The following is a 17,597-nucleotide window of genomic DNA, read 5'->3' on the forward strand; positions in this document are numbered from 1 at the left end:
GTGTTTCGATATTTTGTCTGGCGCATCGCCGTGATGGTTCCAACGCTGCTGGTCATATCGGCGCTGGTGTTCACGATCATCGAACTTCCCCCAGGCGACTATTTCGACAGCTATGTTGCCGAGCTTCGGGCTCAGGGCGAAGCGGTGGATTCTGATCGCATCGAGATGATGCGCAGGGACTATGGTTTCGACCAGCCACCGGTCATTCGCTACTTCTACTGGGTCGGCGGGATGCTACACGGCGATTTCGGCTATTCCTTCGAATATGAGATGCCCGTTCGCGACGTCGTCGGGGACCGAATGTGGCTGACCGTGCTGGTTTCCTTCGTCACGATCATCTTCACCTGGCTCATCGCCTTTCCGATCGGCATGTACTCCGCCACGCATCAATACAGCTGGGGCGACTACGGCCTGACTTTCTTCGGCCTTCTCGGCCTTGCCATTCCGAACTTCATGCTGGCGCTGATCCTGATGTATTTCGCCAACATCTGGTTCGGCACATCCATCGGCCATCTCATGGACCAGCAATATCTCGGCGAGCCGATGAGCTGGGCCAAGGCGAAGTCGATCCTCGCCCATCTCTGGATTCCGGTCTTGATCATTGGCACCGGGGGCACGGCAAGCATGATCCGGCGGCTGCGCGCCAATCTTCTCGATGAGCTACACAAGCAATATGTCGTGACCGCGCGCGCCAAAGGACTTCATCCGTTCAAGGCGCTGGTCAAATATCCGCTGCGCATGGCGCTCAATTTCTTCATTTCCGACATCGGCTCTATCCTGCCGGCCATCATCTCCGGCGCCGAAATCACTGCGATCGTGCTGTCTTTGGAAACGACCGGGCCGATGCTGATCAAGGCGCTGCAAAGCCAGGACATGTATCTGGCAGGGTCGTTCCTCATGTTCCTCGCCTTCCTGACCGTCATCGGTGTCCTGATTTCCGACCTGGCGCTGGCGCTGCTTGATCCACGAATTCGTTTGCAGGGCGGCAGCACCAAATGAACACGCATTCGCCGCTGCCCGCTCCGGGTGCTCCACTTCAACACTACGTTTCCACCGCGCCCATTGACCTGCAGTCGGTCGAGGCGATGACGCCGGAGCAGTCGAAGGTCTTTCAGGCGTCGCAGTTACGGCTGATGTGGTGGAAATTCCGGATGCACCGGCTTGCCGTTATATCCGGCATATTCCTGGCAGCGCTTTATTTCGGGATACTGATTTGCGAGTTCCTGGCGCCCTACAATCTGCACACGCGCAACATGGACTACATCTATTCGCCGCCGCAGCGGGTGCACCTGTTCCACAACGGCCAGCTCGTCGGGCCGTTCGTCTATGGCCGCCAGATGACGCTGGATATGGACACGCTTAAGCGGAACTACATCGAGAATCAGGATGATGTTCAGCGGATCCGTTTCTTCTGCAAGGGCGACAGTTATCAGTTCTGGGGCCTGATCGAAGGTGACAGGCATTTTGTCTGCCCTGCCGAAAACGGCCAGCTCTTTCTAGCCGGCACTGACAGGCTGGGGCGCGATGTGCTCTCGCGCATCATCTATGGTGCACGCATTTCACTGACAATCGGCCTCGTCGGCATCAGTTTCAGCTTCCTGCTCGGCATTGTCATCGGCGGACTGGCCGGCTATCACGGCGGTATCTTCGACCTGATCGTTCAACGGATAATCGAAGTTCTGCAATCGATCCCCAGCATTCCGCTATGGCTGGCTCTGGCGGCGATCATGCCGATAACCTGGAGTCCGATCCTGATCTATTTCGGCATCACCGTCATCCTCGGGCTGCTCGACTGGACCGGACTGGCGCGGGCCGTGCGTTCAAAGCTTCTAGCCTTGCGCGAGGAGGATTACGTTCTGGCCGCGCAATTGATGGGCGCCAGAAGCAGCCGCATCATCGGGCGGCATCTCATTCCCGGCTTCATGTCGCATCTGATCGCGACGGCGACGATCTCCATACCCGGCATGATCCTGGGCGAGACGGCGCTGAGCTTCCTCGGGCTCGGCCTGAGGGCGCCGATAACCAGCTGGGGCATCCTGCTCACCGAGGCGCGCAGCGTCAGCGTCATCGCGTTCTATCCATGGCTGCTTTTGCCGATGCTCCCCGTCATTCTCGTCATCTTGGCGTTCAACTTCCTCGGCGACGGCTTGCGGGACGCCGCAGACCCCTACAAGTGAGATCGCTATTCCGCCGCGCGCCGGGCCGCCGACTCCACCCAGTATGATCCTTGTCGGCGGCCTGTTCGGTTATTGCAGGGTTCATCGCTCGCCTCTATATGTGGCGAGACGCGATCGGGGTTTAACACGTCGCCCTCGGGTTTCACCCGTAAACCGTTCTGGTCGCGGGCATTGCCGATCTCTTGAGCTGGTTCAGGACACACAAACGCTTATGACTCGCCTCGAGAATTTCATCAGCAGGATGACCGCACAGCGCGACATTCTCGATCAAGTCTGCCCCGAGGTGGCGAAGATGGAAGGGCTGGTGCTTGAGCTCGGCCTCGGCAATGGCCGGACGTTCCACCATCTGCGCGAGCGCCTGCCCGGGCGCCGGATCGTGGCGTTCGACCGTGCACTTGGCGCACACGCCAGCTCAATTCCCGAAGCTGAAAACCTCGTGCTCGGCGAAATACGCGAGACGGCGAGCAGGTTCATTGGCATCGACGCGGCTCTTGTTCATGCCGACATCGGCACCGGCTATGACGATCGCGATGCAGTGACCTCTACCTGGCTTCCCGATCTGATCGCGCGCCTGCTTCGCGTCGGTGGCATCGCGGTCAGCGGCACGCCGCTCGATCACCCGCTGTTGCAACGCCTCCCGCCACCGCCTTCGGTGCCCGCCGATCGTTATTTTGTCTGCAGGCGCGTGTGAGGGGCCGAGACGACCCAAATCTTCAGGGGCCAAATCTTCAGGGGATCGTATATACTGCTATCTCCCGCTCAATGCCGCGCAGCGAGACCTCGTGGGGCACGGGCGTCAGCGCGTTCCTGTGCAACAGATCGGCGGTGAGATTGTCGTCGACCACCGCACGAGTGGCGAAGATCGCCCGTGCGTTGGCAAGGTTCTGGACCCGCGAAGCAATGTTGACCGTCTGGCCGAAATAGTCCTGTCGCTCGTTCATAGACACGGCGATGCAGGGGCCGGCATGGACTCCGATCTTGAGCAGCAGATCCTCGCGCCCGCTCTTGTCGTTGAGCTCACGCATGGCATCGCGCATCCTGAGGGCCGCAGCAATCGCACGATCAGGCGTCGCGAAGGTCGCCATCACCGCATCACCGATCGTCTTCACCACCGCGCCTGCCTCCGCCGCGACGATCTCGTGCAGAACCTGGAAATGCACGCGCACGAGATCGAAGGCTGAAAGATCGCCCACCCGCTCGTAAAGCTCGGTCGATCCGCGCAGGTCGGTGAACAGGAAGGTCAGGCTGGTGATCTTCAGGCGCTGGTTGATGTCGAGTGTATCCGTGCGATAGAGATCGCGGAACGTCTGGTTGGTGAGTAGGCGCTTGGCGGTCAGGAAGGGCCGGCGTTTGCCCAGGAAATCATGCAATTCCTGGCCGGCGATGAAGACCGTCGGCAGCACGCGGGTGTCGGTCCTGTTTTCCAGCGAAATGCGCAACGGGCCGGGTTGCATCTCCAGCGTCTGGTTCTGGACATGGTCGCGATCGAAGACCAAAGAGAGGCTTCGGCGCTCTTTTGTTGGTTCGCCCTTCCCGTCGATGAACTGCGCTGAATGGGTGACCGGCTCGAAGACGATGATGAATTCAGACGGAAGCTGTATGGGCAGAACCGCCTTTTCACCGGGGGCAAGCTCGATATCTTCCAGCGAGAACGCCTCTATCTTTTTCGCGAAATCCTCTTCCGGCAGATCGACGCCGGACGCCCAGTAGATCTGGCGGAAATATTCCACCAACGGCAGTTCGTGTGGATTGTGGGCGGCAATCCTGCGCACGCGGGGACTGACGGTGAATGTCACCTCGACCATCTCGTCGAGGGTCGGCGAATAGCCCTCGGAGCACAGCGCGCAGGTGTATTCGTCCTTCTGCAGGGTTTTTAGCGTGGCGTTGGTGTCGAGCACGCCGCCACAGCCGGGGCATAGAACATTCCAGGAAATGTCGAAGATGCCCACCCGTGCCGCATGGAGAAAGGCGCTTATGGCGCGTTCCTCGTCGAGGCCATGCTTGCTGGCGAAGGCTGGCGCATTGATGCGGCAAAGTTCGCGGTCCTTGCCCTCCGCGATGGTTCGCTTGATCGCGTCGATTGCCTGCGGATCGACATCGGTCGATTGCCGCAGAAGCGAGAACAGATCCTGAGCTTCGTTCATCGTGCAGGCTCCGGAAAATGCACCCCCGACGCGTCTTGGCCGGACCGGTCTTGGTCCGAGTGCTCCATCTTACTGCGAAACGGATCGTACGGCCATTCGAATAGACAAGCCTGGTGACAGTTCAATTTCCATTCGGCGGATTTTCACCGGCCGCTAGCGGCACTATGATGGTCCATGGGGCATTCATCTTTGGGACTTTCTCCCATGCCGACATCCAACAACCCGCCATTTCCCGCGGCCCTGCGCCTTTTCTCTGTGGTGGTCATCATCGTCCTGATCGTAGGCGCCGGCCTGTTTTTCGCGCCTGTGCTGGTCAAGCCGCGCTGGCCTTGGGCCGTCACGCCGTTCAATGCCCGCTTCCTCGGCGGCTTCTACACCGCCGAAATGGTCGTGATGGCGGCGCTGCTGGTCTGGAATCGCTGGTCGCCCGGCAGGCTCGTGCTCGTCATGGCCTTCATCTTCACCGCCATCGTGTCGGTGGCTTCGTTCATCAATCTCGGCTATTTCAACTTCGAGCGCAAAGCGCCCTGGCTCTGGTTTTTGGTCTATCTTGCTTCGGTCGCGGTATCCGGGCTGTTCCTGTGGCGGGCCAGGGCCCGTCCTTCTGCAAAAGGCGTGACCTTAAACCCCGCATGGCGCGGCTACATGCCGGTGGAATCGGCGATCCTTGGGTTCTATGGCGTCGGCCTGCTGCTGTTTCCCCTGACATTCAGCAGCATCTGGCCATGGCCGATCGATGCCTTCCACGCTCAGGTCTACAGCGCCATCTTCCTGGCCGGTGCGGGCGGTATATATCTCGTCTGGAAAAGCGCGCCGCGCGAGGAACTGCTGGTGCTCGGCTTGGCGCAGTTTCTGATTGGCCTGCTTGCCATCCTTGGCGTCGTCATCACCGACGCTGCGGTGCACCGGATCGACTGGACGGCGACCGGGACATTGTGCTGGCTCGCCCTTTTCGGCGGGATCGGCATCAGCGGCGTCTTCAAACTCTACGCCGCCTCCCGGTATTTTAGATCGCAATCGGCATTATAGGTTGCAGAGACGGCTGGATTTTCAGGTGACGTCCGGTGCATCGTACCGGGCCGATTGTCTTCGCCGGGAACGCCATGACCAGCACGACCTCGCCATCCTCGGAGAAAATCCAGCCGCAGCTCCGGTCCGTCCGGCTAAGCGATGCGGAGGCGCTTTGCGCTATCTTCAACATGCCGGGCTTCCGCTGGGGCACGCTGAGGATGCCCTTCGAGATGGTGGAGCAGGTGGAGCGGCGCATCGCCAAGTCCGGCCAGGAAACCACCTGGATCGTTGCCGAGTTGGACGGCAAGGTCGTCGGCCATGGCAGCCTGGTCGTGCAGGGTTCGCCGCGCCGTTCGCATATCGGCGAGATCAATATCGGCCTTGACGATGCCTTTGTCGGCAAGGGTATCGGCTCTGCCATACTCGGCGCGCTGCTTGACGTGGCCGACAACTGGCGCGCCCTGAAGCGGGTCGAATTGACCGTCTATGCCGACAACGAACCGGCCGTCCGTCTCTACACAAGCCACGGCTTCGAGGTCGAAGGCCGGCATGTGAAGGCTGGTTTTACCGACGGGCAGTACCACGACCTCCTGAGCATGGCCCGGCTGCGGTTCTGAGATCCGCTGTTTAGCCAGTCTAACAATTCGTGCCGAGTCGGCGAACCGGCGATTGCTCATGGAGAACTCCGTTGGATACGGTCAATTTCGTCTCACACCATCTTGATCGAGTTGACAATCTATGTGTGGGCCGGTCGCATCCAGCAAGTCTGGTCTCCCTTGGCGTTTGCACCGCAAGCGGCTAGACGGGACCAATGACCGCCGTCTTTGACCCAACCCCTACGCCTCCGGTGGAAATTCTGGCTGTGCTGTCGCTGCTCTGCCCGGAAGTCGTGCGTGACATCGAGCAGAACTGGAATGCACCGGTTTCCGATTACGCCCGCAATCTGTGGCGGCCGGTGGCAAGGCCTGCATCGGGCCCGGCGATCGCTGCCCGCTCGATCCTGCGCGAAGTCCTGCATCAGCGCCTTGGTGTGATCATGCAGCCTGAAGAGATCGGCAGGGCCCTTGAAGAGTTCGAGCACAGACCGGTGATTCAGTCCGGCCTGCACTGCCTGCTTCTGATGGACAGGATCACCTTCGATGCCCTCCTGCTTGCCTGGCTCGGCGCGGTCGAAAACGGGCTGTCGGCCTTCTTCGGCTTCATGGGAACGACGATGACCATGGAGACAATTGGCCGGGAGGGGCCGGGATGGCTCGATGTCGGTGACGACAAGGTCAACCTGTTTGGCATGGGGCGCCACAAACTGTGCCGCAAAAGCGCCTGCGTGGCCGGTCCCGTCTCCCTCAACAAGCGCGCGCTCGAGGCGGTGGGCGATGAAAAGGATGCCAGCCGCTGGCTGGGCACACTGCTTGCCAGCCAGGACAAGGTGTTTGGAACCGCCGCCGATGCGCTGACAGCCCTCAACGAGGATCTGGTCGCCGATTGGGATCGTTCCGGTATGGCCCTGCCGGTTTTCATCGATGATCGGCTCGCCGCGGCTGCCATGGCGCGGCATCTAGAATATGACAGCAGCCTTCTTTCCAGGCTGCTCATTGAGCCCGCAAGGCGCCAGCGTCTCGAACGTGCCTTGCAAGAGGCCGCATCAAGCCCATTTGGCAGATTCCTGCCCAATACCACGGCCTATTTCTGGGGCATCCGCGAGGAGCGCGTGCGCAAGCTCGTCCTCGAGAACGGGCACCTGATCGAGCCTGGCAGGCCGCATGGTCTTTCCATCCCGTTCGAGCGGCCGCATCTCAGGCAGGCGCTGCTGGACGGCGTGCTGCTGCCGAATTTGTTCCTGATGTTCCTCGTCCTTGCCATATTGCCGCGCGTGCGGGTTGTGGGCGGCCTGAGACAGATTGGTTATGTAGCGCTTTTCCACTCGATCCTGCTGGCTGCGCTAGACGAAAACGCGCCGGAAGAGCGCGATCTGGCTGCGGAGCTGCAGGTTCGGGAAAATGCCTGGGGCATGCGGGTTATCGACGAAAAGATCTCGGTCCGCGAGCAGCTTGCCGGCCTGCCGGAAGGGGCGCTTTTCCCGGACCTGCTCCGGCAATACCGTTTGCGGACATTTGCCGAGACGACCGACGACCTGAAGCTGGTTCGCGAAAACGCCCGATGGCGCAAGATCGGCCAGGCAGAGATCAAGGCGAGCTGAGCCTTACTTCAGGTTGATTTTCTGGTGCGCAACCGCAAGCGACGGCGATCTTTCGGTGAGCCTCTGGCTCTGATCCGGCCGCTTCCTTGACGCTGATGCCTTTCGGGATTTCGACGACTGCTTCCGCCCGAATCGGCATCTGCCACCGGACCCACACGGATCGCTCGATGCCCATTTGCGCTGCCGCTTGCCGGTCGACGGCTATCGGTGCATCCTTGTGAATGGCCTGGCCGTGAAGTGCGTGGCGAGATCACGCCGTCACGGCCTCTAGTGAGGTCTTGTTCGATGGACTGCTCGGGCTGCGGTTTCGAGGTTGAGGGCGGTTACGCCTTCTGTCCGAGGTGTGGCAGGCGCCAGCCCGTGCCATGCGCCAGTTGCGGCTACCCCTGCGCACCTGATTTCGAGTTCTGTCCGAAATGTGGGGCAAGCCTCGGTGCGCCCGCAAAAGCCGTCGAACAGCCTGCTCCGACGCCAAGCCGGACCATTGTGCCGCCTTCTCGAACTCCGTCGCTGCTTCCGAACATCGAAAGCGAAGATGGGCTGCATCCCGTCTCCGACGCCGATCGACGGACGGTAACGGTCCTGTTCGCAGACCTTTGCGGCTTCACGACACTCAGCGAGCAGCTCGACCCCGAGGTCATGCAAGCGCTGCAGAACCAACTGTTCAAGGAATTGACGGCGGCCGTGCGAAACTTTGGTGGTTTCGTCGACAAATTCATCGGCGATGCACTGCTCGCTTTGTTCGGTGCGCCGGTCGCGCATGAGGACGATCCGGAACGTGCGCTTCGCGCCGCTCTCGACATGATCGCCCGGACGGCGCGGCTCGGCGAAAGCACCCCCCACTCCGGCTCGCCTCTGTTACTCCACATCGGCATAAACACTGGTCCGGTCGTTACTGGCGGATTGGGCATCGGCACCGCCAAATCCTATTCGGTGACCGGCGACACAGTGAATACGGCGCAACGCCTGCAATCGCTGGCCGCACCGGGTGAGGTGTTGGTAGGCGAGCTCACTCACAGGCTGACCCGGCATGCCTTCTCTTACGAGTCGCTGGGTGATGTCGTGTTTCGCGGCAAGGCTGGCAGTGTGCTCGTCCATCGACTGAATGCACCGCTTGCGGCGCCGCGTGCAGCGCGTGGGCTCGAAGCGCTCGGCCTCAGCGCGCCGATGATTGGTCGTGGTGCGGAGCTCAATAGAATGCTGGCGAGCCTTGACCAGGCGTGCAGCGGCTCGGCCCAACTTGTCCGCCTCGTCGGAGAAGCCGGTATCGGGAAATCGCGGCTGGTGAAGGAGTTCGTCGCCCGCGTCGGCGACGAGGATCGTTTTCGCAACGTCGCCGTGCGGCTGGCCACGTGCTCACCGCTGGGCGAACAATCATTTGGCGCCTTGGGCGCAGTGGTGCGCAGCGCTGCCGGGATGATGCAAAACGACAATGGGGACGAAATGCGGGGGAAGCTCGCAGGCTTGCTTACCGATCTCGGCCTGCCGGGCGAGGAGGCGAAGCGGCTGATGCCTTTGCTCTACCATGTGCTCGGCCTTGGCGACCCCGATGCCACCTTGCAGCATGTCGAGCCCGAGCAGCTGCGGCGGCAAATTCTCTACGCAGTCCGCACAATCATCGAACGGCGGCTTGCGTTGTCGCCGCTGTTGATTGTCGTCGAAGACCTGCACTGGGCCGACGCCGTGTCGCTCGAGGCACTACGTTTCGTGATGGACAGGTTGGAACGCACGCGGTTGATGTTGCTGGTCACGCATCGTCCGGCGCCGGACAACGGCCAGCTCGACTCAAGTCGGGTCAGTCACACAGCGCTCAGGCTTTCGCCGCTCAACAATGATGACGGACGCAGCCTGCTGGCGGCGCTTTTCGGCGAGAGCTGGGTAACCTCCGCAGGAGGGCTTCTCGACCAGATCCTCGAGCGCGCGGGCGGCAACCCCCTTTTTGTAGAGGAGATCGTCCGCGGCCTTATCGATCGCGGTGTACTGATGCGCGAGGGCCAGCGATGGCGGACTGTGGCAGGCGAAGTCGCAACCGACATTCCCGCCACTATCCAGGCAATGTTGCTTGCTCGCGTCGACCGGCTGCCCCAAGAGGTGCGCCGGTTGGCCCAGGAAGCCGCGGTAATCGGCCCGCGCTTCGATACCACACTTCTGAAAGCCGTGACATCCGATCCCGGCCGGCTAGAAGCCGGTTGCGAACTGCTTTGCGATGCGGAAATCATCGAGGAAGTTGCCGGATCAGGCTCGGTCTCGTCGCAAAGCTACCGCTTTACGCAAACATTGCTGCAGGACGTGATCTACCAGAATATGCTCCTGCAACGTCGGACCGACATCCACGGGCGGGTCGGTGCTGCCTTGGAGCAACTGTCCGGCGACAAGCCGGAACGGCTCGAGGATTTGACCGTGCTCGGTCATCATTTCGCAAAGAGCGCCGAGCGGGAGAGGGGCGCGCATTACCTGCAGGCGGCGGGCGATCGCGCTCGCATGATATACGCCAACGACGACGCCCTTCGTTTCTACGAGCGAGCACTGACTGCGTTGAGCGCGATCGGGCAAACACCGCTCAAACTGGCAATTGCAGAGCGCATTGCCGATTTGAGCGGCCCGGTAGGCCGCCGCGAGATCGCGCACCACCACTACGAGACGGTGTTGCAGGCATACCGCGAGTCAGCCAATCGTGTCGCGTCGGCGCGAGTTTTGCGTAAGATCGGTCGGCTGCTCTGGGACGTCGGCAAGCGGGACAACGCAGAATCCCGCTATGCTGAAGCGGCAGCGCTCCTCGATGGAGCGGATGCCCCGATCGAGCAGGCGCATCTCTGGCAAGAACGTGGCCGACAGGCGTTCCGTAGCGGAGATCACGCTCTCGCGGCAAAATGGGCAGACGCGGCGCTGGATTGCGTACGCTCTCTGACAACGGAGCATGTCTCCGAGGTAGGGTGTGATGCCACTCTTGTGACCGCCGAGGCACTTAATACCAAGGCTGTTGCGTTGGCTCGCCTTGGGCGAAACCGTGAAGCCGTGCGTCAGGTTGAGCATAGCATTGAATTGGCCGAAGCCGCCGGTCTACTGGGCGCGGCCTGCCGCGGCTACACCAATCTCGGCGTGCTTTACACGACCATCGATCCGGCACAGGCGATGGAGGTCTGTCGGCGCGGTCTTGAAGTGGCGCGCCATATTGGTGATTTGGGTTTCCAGGCGCGCCTCCTCGCCAATCTGGCGGTCGCTTGTTGTACTTTCACGGATCGCTGTCCAACAGAGGGCGTGCCTGCTGCCGAGAAGGCCATCGAGATCGACCGGGCGCTCGACCAGCGCGAGCACCTGCCGGTGCCGTTGATCGTGCTTGGGCAGATCCACCAGTGCAACGGCCGTCCGGAACTGGCGGTTGGCTTGTTCCAGGAAGCACTGGACGTAGCCCGCGAAACGGGCGAGCCCCAACTGCTGTTTCCGTGCTATGATGGTCTCGCAACGCTTAATCTCGACCTCGACAATCTGGCCGAGGCCGAACGCTACTTTTCCCTGGCGCAGGGTATATGCGCCCAGCACGGGCTCGACCCGGAAGCGCTTGTGGTGCTGCCTTTTCTCGATTAGCCGGGTTGGAGGTTGGAAATGTCCGCGCGTAGTGACTTGGTACCGCTTCAACCGGGCGACCGTGCGCCGAACGTGGTACTCGACGCCATTACCCAGGAAGGCAAGATCGCGCTTGACGACTTTCGCGGACAAAAACCGGTGCTGGTCGGCCTGTTTCGAGGTCTGCATTGTGCGTTTTGCCGGCGCCATATCGCCGCCCAGGCGCGGCTTGATCCGGAGCTGCGCGAAAAGGGCGTGGAGAGCCTGACGGTGGTCAACACGCCGATCGAACGGGCGCGTCTCTATTTCCGTTACCACCCGATGCCGAATCTGCTTGCGGCCTCCGACCCTGAACGCGCTTCACATCGTGCTTTTGGACTGCCCAATCTCGAATTCACCGAAAACGAGACGAACTGGCCGTACAAGGTCTCGATGGCAGCAGTAAAGGATATGCGGGTCGACATACCAAGCGAATTGCCCGGTCCTATGGATCCTATTGCGGCCGGCGAAATCCTCGACAAGAGGGACCATTACGAACTGACCGAAGCCGACGAGCAGATGATGGCAACGGGACACGGACAACTGGTCGGTCAGTTCCTGCTGGACCGGCAGGGGATCGTCCGCTGGAGCTTCACGGAGGTTCCAGAGGGTGGGCGATACATGTTTGGGGCGCCAAACCCGCAGGAGCTGATGTCGGCGGTGTCCCAAGTCGCCCAATAGACTTGCGAACGAGGTAAACGGGCGGGACACTGACAAGTTCACCGTTCATTCGAGCACGGCCTCGACCCTGGCAACAAAGTCATCGAGCGAGCGATCCCCGCGAATCTCGATGCGCGGAAGGTCGATGGGATCGCAATCGAGGTCCGCCGGCCCGTGTCTGCCGCCGAAGCCGATTCGATAGCCGCACTCCTTGGCCAGCCTGCCAAGCCGTTGGTCGGTGACAGAAAAGGGTGCCGCGAACGCCGTGGTTGGCCGACCGGTCCACCGTTCGATGAACGTACGAGAGCGCAGCAGCTCGGCGGCCAAGTCAGAGCTCGACAGACCATCGATCGCGCGATGCGTCGCCAGATGGCTTCCGAAGAACGCACCTTCGGCGGCGAGGCGTCGCACCGTCCCGGCGTCCATAAGCTGTGTCGGCGGACCGCTGTCGGCGTCCCACAGTGCACTTTCACCCACCAGGTCCGTCACCAGGAACACTTCCGCGGTCAGGTCGTTCGCGCGCAAGATCGGCCAGGCATGGTCGGCAAAGTTCTGGAAGCCGTCGTCGAAGGTGATGAGCACTGGGCGGCCAACGAAAGGTTGACGGTTGGCGATGAACCAATCCAGCTGCTCGGACCTAATCGCGTGAAAGCCATTGGCGCGCAGCCATGCCATCTGGCTGTGGAATGCGGCGGGCGTGAGCCGAAAACGGGCGAGCGCGGCCGGACCTTCATCGGAGACGCTGTGATACATGAGGACAGGGATACGCTGCCGCCGCTCGCTACGCGCAACGTCGCGGCGCAAGGCCCGCGCCCCGCCCCAGACGATATTTCGCGCGACCCCGATTTCGAGGGGCGCGCGGACTGGCACTTGATCAATCATCGGTTCCGTCGCCACGTCGTCCGGTGACAGGCGGCGGAAGCGGTCTATGCGATAGAGCTCGGTCTGGATCGATTGATCGAGGACGAGGCCTTCGGTCGCTGCCAGCGTCTCTGAGATCGCTTGTGCACCGAATGTGTTCCAGTCGAAGCCGGTCCTTTCAACATTGTCACGTAACACGAATGCGTGTGCGTTGATGAAACTGCCGCCAGGCGCCAATGCCTCAACGATTTTTTTGGCGATGCGCCGCAACTCGGCGAGATCATCCAGATAGTAGAGCACTTCCGAACAGACGATCAGGTCCATCTCACCAGGCAGTGTGTCCGCGCAGAAATCCAGTACGCCGAACTCAACATTCGGCTGATCGCTGCATCGCGCGCGCGCTCGCCCGATGGCTACGGCGGAGATGTCGGTTGCGGTCAAATGGCCCACCCGCGGCGCCAGCTGCCGCGTAAAGTGGCCCTCCGCGCAGGCCAGCTCAAGCGCCCGTCCGATCGGACCGGCAGGCAGAATTTCGAGCTGCCGCTCATATTTTTCCTGTTCATAGGACGAACCGTAGTTCCAGGGATCCTCGGTCGCGAAACGGCGATTCCAGAACGACGTGCGATCATTGTCGTGCCCATCCGCGGCCGATGCACGGCGCCGCGCTGCAAGCGGCTCTGTAGCTTCGGCGCTCGACCGAACCAGCCCCCGCGCTTCCGCGGCCAACCGCGCGAGTTTGCCGAAGTGGCTGTCCCGATCAGACCGGCGTCCCGCGATGGACAACAATGCCTCGGCTGCAAACATGTTTGACTTGTCGGCAACGGCGCCCTGTTGCGGGGCATGTACAGGAGATCGCCTCGCAAGCCGCGCGGCACTGTGTATAAGCCGCTCAGGGGGCACGAAATCCCGGCTCAATTCAATCCAATGGCGCCTTGTCACTCTCCCGAGTACGCCGAACTGCACGACAGCCTCGATCTGGCCATCCATCGTCAGATAGGCATAAATTTGATCGATTCCTTCCGGAAGTTCGATCGAGGTCGGATTTCGAATATCGACGCGAATTCCAAGCGTCCGCGCCAGCCTGCGCGGCGCGGCAAGATCGTCGAAGTCGAGAAGCATTTGCTCAAGGTGATACTGGACGCGGCGACCCGCGACGGGATCGTCCCAGACCTTGCCGAGTTCGATGATCAACACGGTGAGGGAGCCGCCGAACCTGTCCCACCTGGCAGCCAATTGCGCTGGCACCGATAGGCTTCCTACCATAAGGCCATCGAAGACCACCTTGGCGATCTCATGCGCCCACTTACGTCCTGCCGGGAGCGCGCGCAGGGTCTGCGGGTTGATCGAGCGGCGGCCGCAGCCGCAATCCGACGCGGCGTTCCACAACGCGAACCACGCGAGTGCTTCGGAAGCGGTGCGGCCGTTCGCCTCGATCGCTCCATTGGCGTGAGCCGATGCTGGCTGTTTGACCCTGGGATCAGCAGAAAAGCCGCGGGCGATCACGATTTCCGCATCGGCCAGCATCTGCGTCGAATTGCGGCTGAGCGAGTTGGGGCTGGTCCGATAGAAAGCGAGCGGCTCGTCGACCATCACCCAACGTTTGCCTAGACGTGCGAGGCGCTGCCACAGATCCCAGTCCTCGCAGGTGCGCAGCGAAACATCGAAGCCGCCCAACTCGACAATTGTCTCCCGGCCGACGAGCAGCGCGTGAGTGCGGATGGCGCACCGGCGCGCGAATGTTTCGAAGGGCTGGATAGCAACCTCCGTCGGGATGCTCGACGGGGTGAGTTCGCCATCGGGCATCACGCGCCGGGAACCGCAATAGGCGGCGACCGCATCGGGCGCGGCTTCAAGTGCGGCCAGCATTTTCACAAGGAAGCTGGCGTCCACCCAATCGTCCGCATCCAGGAACATGAGCCAGCGTCCGCGCGCTGTCGAGATCCCGCTATTGCGCGCGCCGGCGGCGCTATACGCGCAAGAGCTCAACGTCCGAAACCGGGCATCGCGCTCCACATAACCGGCGACAATCGCGGCGGTGGCGTCCGTGGAGGCGTCGTCGACGACGATCGCCTCCCAGTCCATTATTTCCTGATCGAGAAGGCAATCGAGTGCGCGCGCCAGCGTCACCTCCGCGTTGTGCGCAGGAACCACGATTGAAACCAAGGGATTATGCACCACGCCGTCTTACCCGCGCCTGGTTCGAAGGTAGAACAAGAGTCCCGAAACATAGCCGGCGATTTCCTGCCAAAGGGAACGGTCCTCAGGGACGCTGCGTCCAACCAGTCTCCTGCGAACTCTTCCGAGCAGCCGCGACGCCGCCATTTGGCTGCAGAGCGAGCTTGCTCCTGTCGTGCTACCGATGTTGGAAGCCTGGCGCAGCATTCGCATCCGTGCCGCCGAGCTTGGGCGCCAGCTGTCGCAGATGCCCGTCAAAGCCAAGCATGCCGCATATTCATGTCGATCCCCGGAGTCGGCGCCATGACCACAAGCTGCGGTCCCTGGCACCGTATGAGTGCAACAGCTACGGCAAACTGACGTCTTTTGCAATCGGGGGCGCAATGCAAGCCCACTGAAGCTTTGGTGTGAATGACTGCAGTTATTGGGGCTATTGCTCCCCTCCTATCGACCGAAACGCCTCGATTCCGAGGTGCATTCTCGAACAGCCATTCTCCGTGCGAAAGAAGACCTTCCTTCTACCGTTGGACCCGCATCGGAAGCTGATCGTCGCAGTATACAGCCGGGTGCGAGACGGTATGTGCACCGCCAGACAAGCTAATTTAGATACTTCTAATGAGTCCGCGCTACTTAATTGCGCTCAAGTAGCTATAGCCTGACATTGTATTACTCATTTCGATAGTAGATTGCGTCCAATGGTCGATTAGATTAGGCGGTTATGGCTGCTATCACAAAGAGATGCGAGAGCGACACCAATCGGAACTCGTGCATTTGCTGCTAGTCCAAGAGATGTAAAAGGGGCGCACGAATTGGCTTAAGTCAAGAAGATTCCGGCTTGCGAGCCGGGTATTTTGCTGACATGCTTGGGTGTTTTTGAGTTTTGCACTGTGGCAGGTGTTCAAATGAAGGGGCATAAGGATGGCTAAGGAATCTTCGAGTACCGCTTCTTCAGCAAATAAAGCGGACGAAAATCTGATAAGTAATGCAGACGGAAACGGGCTGGCCTTCATGGGGGTCCAGGCTCGCGAGAGCGGGGTCTCCGGCGACGCTGTAGGTGTCGACAAGATACGTGATCTGCTGTTCGGCAACCAGATGCAGGACTATGACCGCCGTTTTTCCAAGCTTGAAGAACGGTTCTTGCAGCGCTTCAAGGATGTCGAATCCGAGGCCAAGCGCAATCTTGAAATGTACGAGTCAAATGCAAAGAAGCAGGTCGAATCGCTCGCGGCGCAATTGCGGAACGAAAAAGATGCACGAGCCGAGGCCGACAAGGAGATTGACCGGAATCTTCGCGAGCAAAATCAGGCGCTTGAAAAGCAGGTGCGCGCGTTGTCGGATCAATTGAGCGAGCTTGAGCGCGAAGTTGCGGACCGGATAAATCGGAGCGATCAATTGCTGCGTGAGGAAATCAAGCAAAAGAATGAAAGCATGCAGATGCTAATGGAAAAAATGTTTTCCGATCTCAGCAACGTAAAGACCGACCGAAATCTTTTGGCTGGCCTGTTTGTCGAGGTTGCAAAATGTCTAAATCAGGATCCCGCCGGCAGCAAGAGCAACTCGGAACGTAGTTGGAAAGTGAGTTGATCGGAACTTGACGTCGACCGTCGACCCAATCAGCCTTCCTCAAAGAGCAGCTTCGAACGATACAGAGATTGATCGCGAGGCTCTGGCTAGTCTTTTGGTCGAAATTGCCCGGAACGTCGATCCGGACTATCGTGCGCGTTTCCACGGAGTTCCAACCGCCGATCCTCGCATGGAAACGCTGCGCCAGTTGCTGGTCGGCCGCGAAATTTCGGAGCTTTCACGAGTTACGCAGCTGCTCGACGAACCTGAGCAGCTTGCGGCTGCAGTGGGGGGCGTTCTCCCCAGTGCAGCCGCACGTGCGCCTCATGCGCAACTCGGCGAGGCCCTTGCGCCAGCTGTCGAGAGGGCCGTGCAACGGTCCATCCAGAAGAGCCCGCGCACGCTTACGGATATATTATACCCGGTGTTTCTGCCGGCAATTCGCAAGTCGATCGGGGAAAAGATCGACCAGACCTTTCAGTCGCTGAATGAAACTTTAAGACATATATTTACCTGGCATGGGCTCAAGTGGAGATTTGAAGCTTGGAGAACGGGTGCAAGCTTCTCAGAAGTTGTTCTTAAGCATTCCCTTGTCTATCGTGTAGAGCATGTCTTTCTCATTAACCGCAATTCCGGGCTTTTGATAGCGCATGTAACTGCCGATAATGCAACGAGCGAAGATCCTCAACTCATTTCTTCGATGCTTAGTGCAATTCAAGATTTTGTGAAAGACTCATTTAACGAGAAAGAACAGAGCGGCCTGGACACTATCCGTTTCGGGGAGCTTCGTCTCTGGTCGGAAGTTGGACCGTTTGCGACCTTGGTCGCGGTGATCCGGGGAAATCCGCCAGAGGAATTACATGAAATCGTTCGCGATGTGTTGCTTCGCATCCATGATGAATGCTCACAGGCTTTAGAGCAGTTTGACGGCGACAGTTCGCAGTTGGCCGGCATAGAGACGCAGTTGCAGACCTGCGTTGAACTGAAGCAGGAGGACTCAAACCAGGGATTTCCGTGGCTGGTGGTGGCTGCTGTCCTGCTGGTTTTGATTCCGGCAGGCGGTTGGCTCTTTCTTTCCTGGCAATCCGGGCAGCGCTGGCAGGCCTATGTGTCGCGACTGGAGACCCAACCGGGAATCATCGTCGCCCAACAAACGGCGAGGGGCGGACAATTCTATATTGCCGGCCTGAGAGACCCGCTTGCCGC

The 17,597-nt window shown here is 60.3% G+C and carries 11 protein-coding genes and 2 pseudogenes; 11 read left to right on the forward strand and 2 right to left on the reverse strand.

All coding sequences use genetic code 11. The features are described from left to right. The 3 genes from CIT26_RS29260 to CIT26_RS29270 all read left to right on the forward strand — a co-directional run bounded on the left by CIT26_RS29260 (position 1) and on the right by CIT26_RS29270 (position 2,868). Positions 1–999 (forward strand): ABC transporter permease, encoded by a 999-nt coding sequence (locus CIT26_RS29260; RefSeq protein WP_095495745.1) that lies wholly within the window; start codon positions 1–3, stop codon positions 997–999. Next, positions 996–2,177, forward strand: a complete 1,182-nt coding sequence (locus tag CIT26_RS29265; RefSeq protein WP_095495746.1) for an ABC transporter permease — start codon at positions 996–998, stop codon at positions 2,175–2,177. The genes CIT26_RS29260 and CIT26_RS29265 overlap by 4 nt, the downstream gene beginning before the upstream one ends. 211 nt (positions 2,178–2,388) lie before the next feature. Next, positions 2,389–2,868 carry a class I SAM-dependent methyltransferase gene (locus tag CIT26_RS29270; RefSeq protein WP_095495747.1) on the forward strand — a complete coding sequence of 160 codons (480 nt, stop codon included), beginning with the start codon at positions 2,389–2,391 and terminating at the stop codon, positions 2,866–2,868. Between the two features lie 37 nt (positions 2,869–2,905). Here CIT26_RS29270 and CIT26_RS29275 read toward each other — a convergent pair whose 3' ends face one another. Beyond that, on the reverse strand, positions 2,906–4,321 hold the full coding sequence (locus tag CIT26_RS29275; protein ID WP_095495748.1) for an adenylate/guanylate cyclase domain-containing protein: 1,416 nt from the start codon (positions 4,319–4,321) through the stop codon (positions 2,906–2,908). A gap of 204 nt (positions 4,322–4,525) precedes the next feature. On the opposite strand from CIT26_RS29275, the gene CIT26_RS29280 reads away from it, so the two are divergent. From CIT26_RS29280 to CIT26_RS29300, 5 genes are all read left to right on the forward strand, one after another. Next, positions 4,526–5,350: a hypothetical protein gene (locus CIT26_RS29280; protein ID WP_095495749.1), complete on the forward strand. Its 825-nt coding sequence runs from the start codon at positions 4,526–4,528 to the stop codon at positions 5,348–5,350. 74 nt (positions 5,351–5,424) lie between these two features. Further along, complete coding sequence (locus CIT26_RS29285; RefSeq protein ID WP_095483612.1) at positions 5,425–5,949, forward strand: GNAT family N-acetyltransferase; 525 nt, start codon at positions 5,425–5,427, stop codon at positions 5,947–5,949. A gap of 194 nt (positions 5,950–6,143) precedes the next feature. Next, positions 6,144–7,529: a hypothetical protein gene (locus CIT26_RS29290; RefSeq protein ID WP_095495750.1), complete on the forward strand. Its 1,386-nt coding sequence runs from the start codon at positions 6,144–6,146 to the stop codon at positions 7,527–7,529. A 285-nt stretch (positions 7,530–7,814) separates the two neighbouring features. Beyond that, positions 7,815–11,114 carry an ATP-binding protein gene (locus CIT26_RS29295; protein WP_143747933.1) on the forward strand — a complete coding sequence of 1,100 codons (3,300 nt, stop codon included), beginning with the start codon at positions 7,815–7,817 and terminating at the stop codon, positions 11,112–11,114. An 18-nt stretch (positions 11,115–11,132) separates the two neighbouring features. Beyond that, positions 11,133–11,813 (forward strand): peroxiredoxin-like family protein, encoded by a 681-nt coding sequence (locus tag CIT26_RS29300; RefSeq protein ID WP_095495752.1) that lies wholly within the window; start codon positions 11,133–11,135, stop codon positions 11,811–11,813. A gap of 45 nt (positions 11,814–11,858) precedes the next feature. Here the strand turns inward: CIT26_RS29300 and CIT26_RS29305 are convergent, their stop codons facing one another. Further along, complete coding sequence (locus CIT26_RS29305) at positions 11,859–14,831, reverse strand: trifunctional glycosyltransferase/class I SAM-dependent methyltransferase/polysaccharide deacetylase (RefSeq protein ID WP_095495753.1); 2,973 nt, start codon at positions 14,829–14,831, stop codon at positions 11,859–11,861. 160 nt (positions 14,832–14,991) lie between these two features. Here CIT26_RS29305 and CIT26_RS37995 point away from each other — a divergent pair. The 3 genes and pseudogenes from CIT26_RS37995 to CIT26_RS29320 all read left to right on the forward strand — a co-directional run. Continuing rightward, positions 14,992–15,143 (forward strand): annotated as a pseudogene (locus tag CIT26_RS37995) (IS110 family transposase); the annotation flags it as partial. A gap of 603 nt (positions 15,144–15,746) precedes the next feature. Further along, positions 15,747–16,412, forward strand: coding sequence for a coiled-coil domain-containing protein (locus CIT26_RS29315; protein ID WP_095495754.1), 666 nt, complete (start codon positions 15,747–15,749; stop codon positions 16,410–16,412). Between the two features lie 7 nt (positions 16,413–16,419). Further along, positions 16,420–17,597: pseudogene (locus CIT26_RS29320) on the forward strand (OmpA family protein); the annotation flags it as partial.

This window comes from Mesorhizobium temperatum (assembly GCF_002284575.1).
Lineage (GTDB): Bacteria > Pseudomonadota > Alphaproteobacteria > Rhizobiales > Rhizobiaceae > Mesorhizobium > Mesorhizobium temperatum.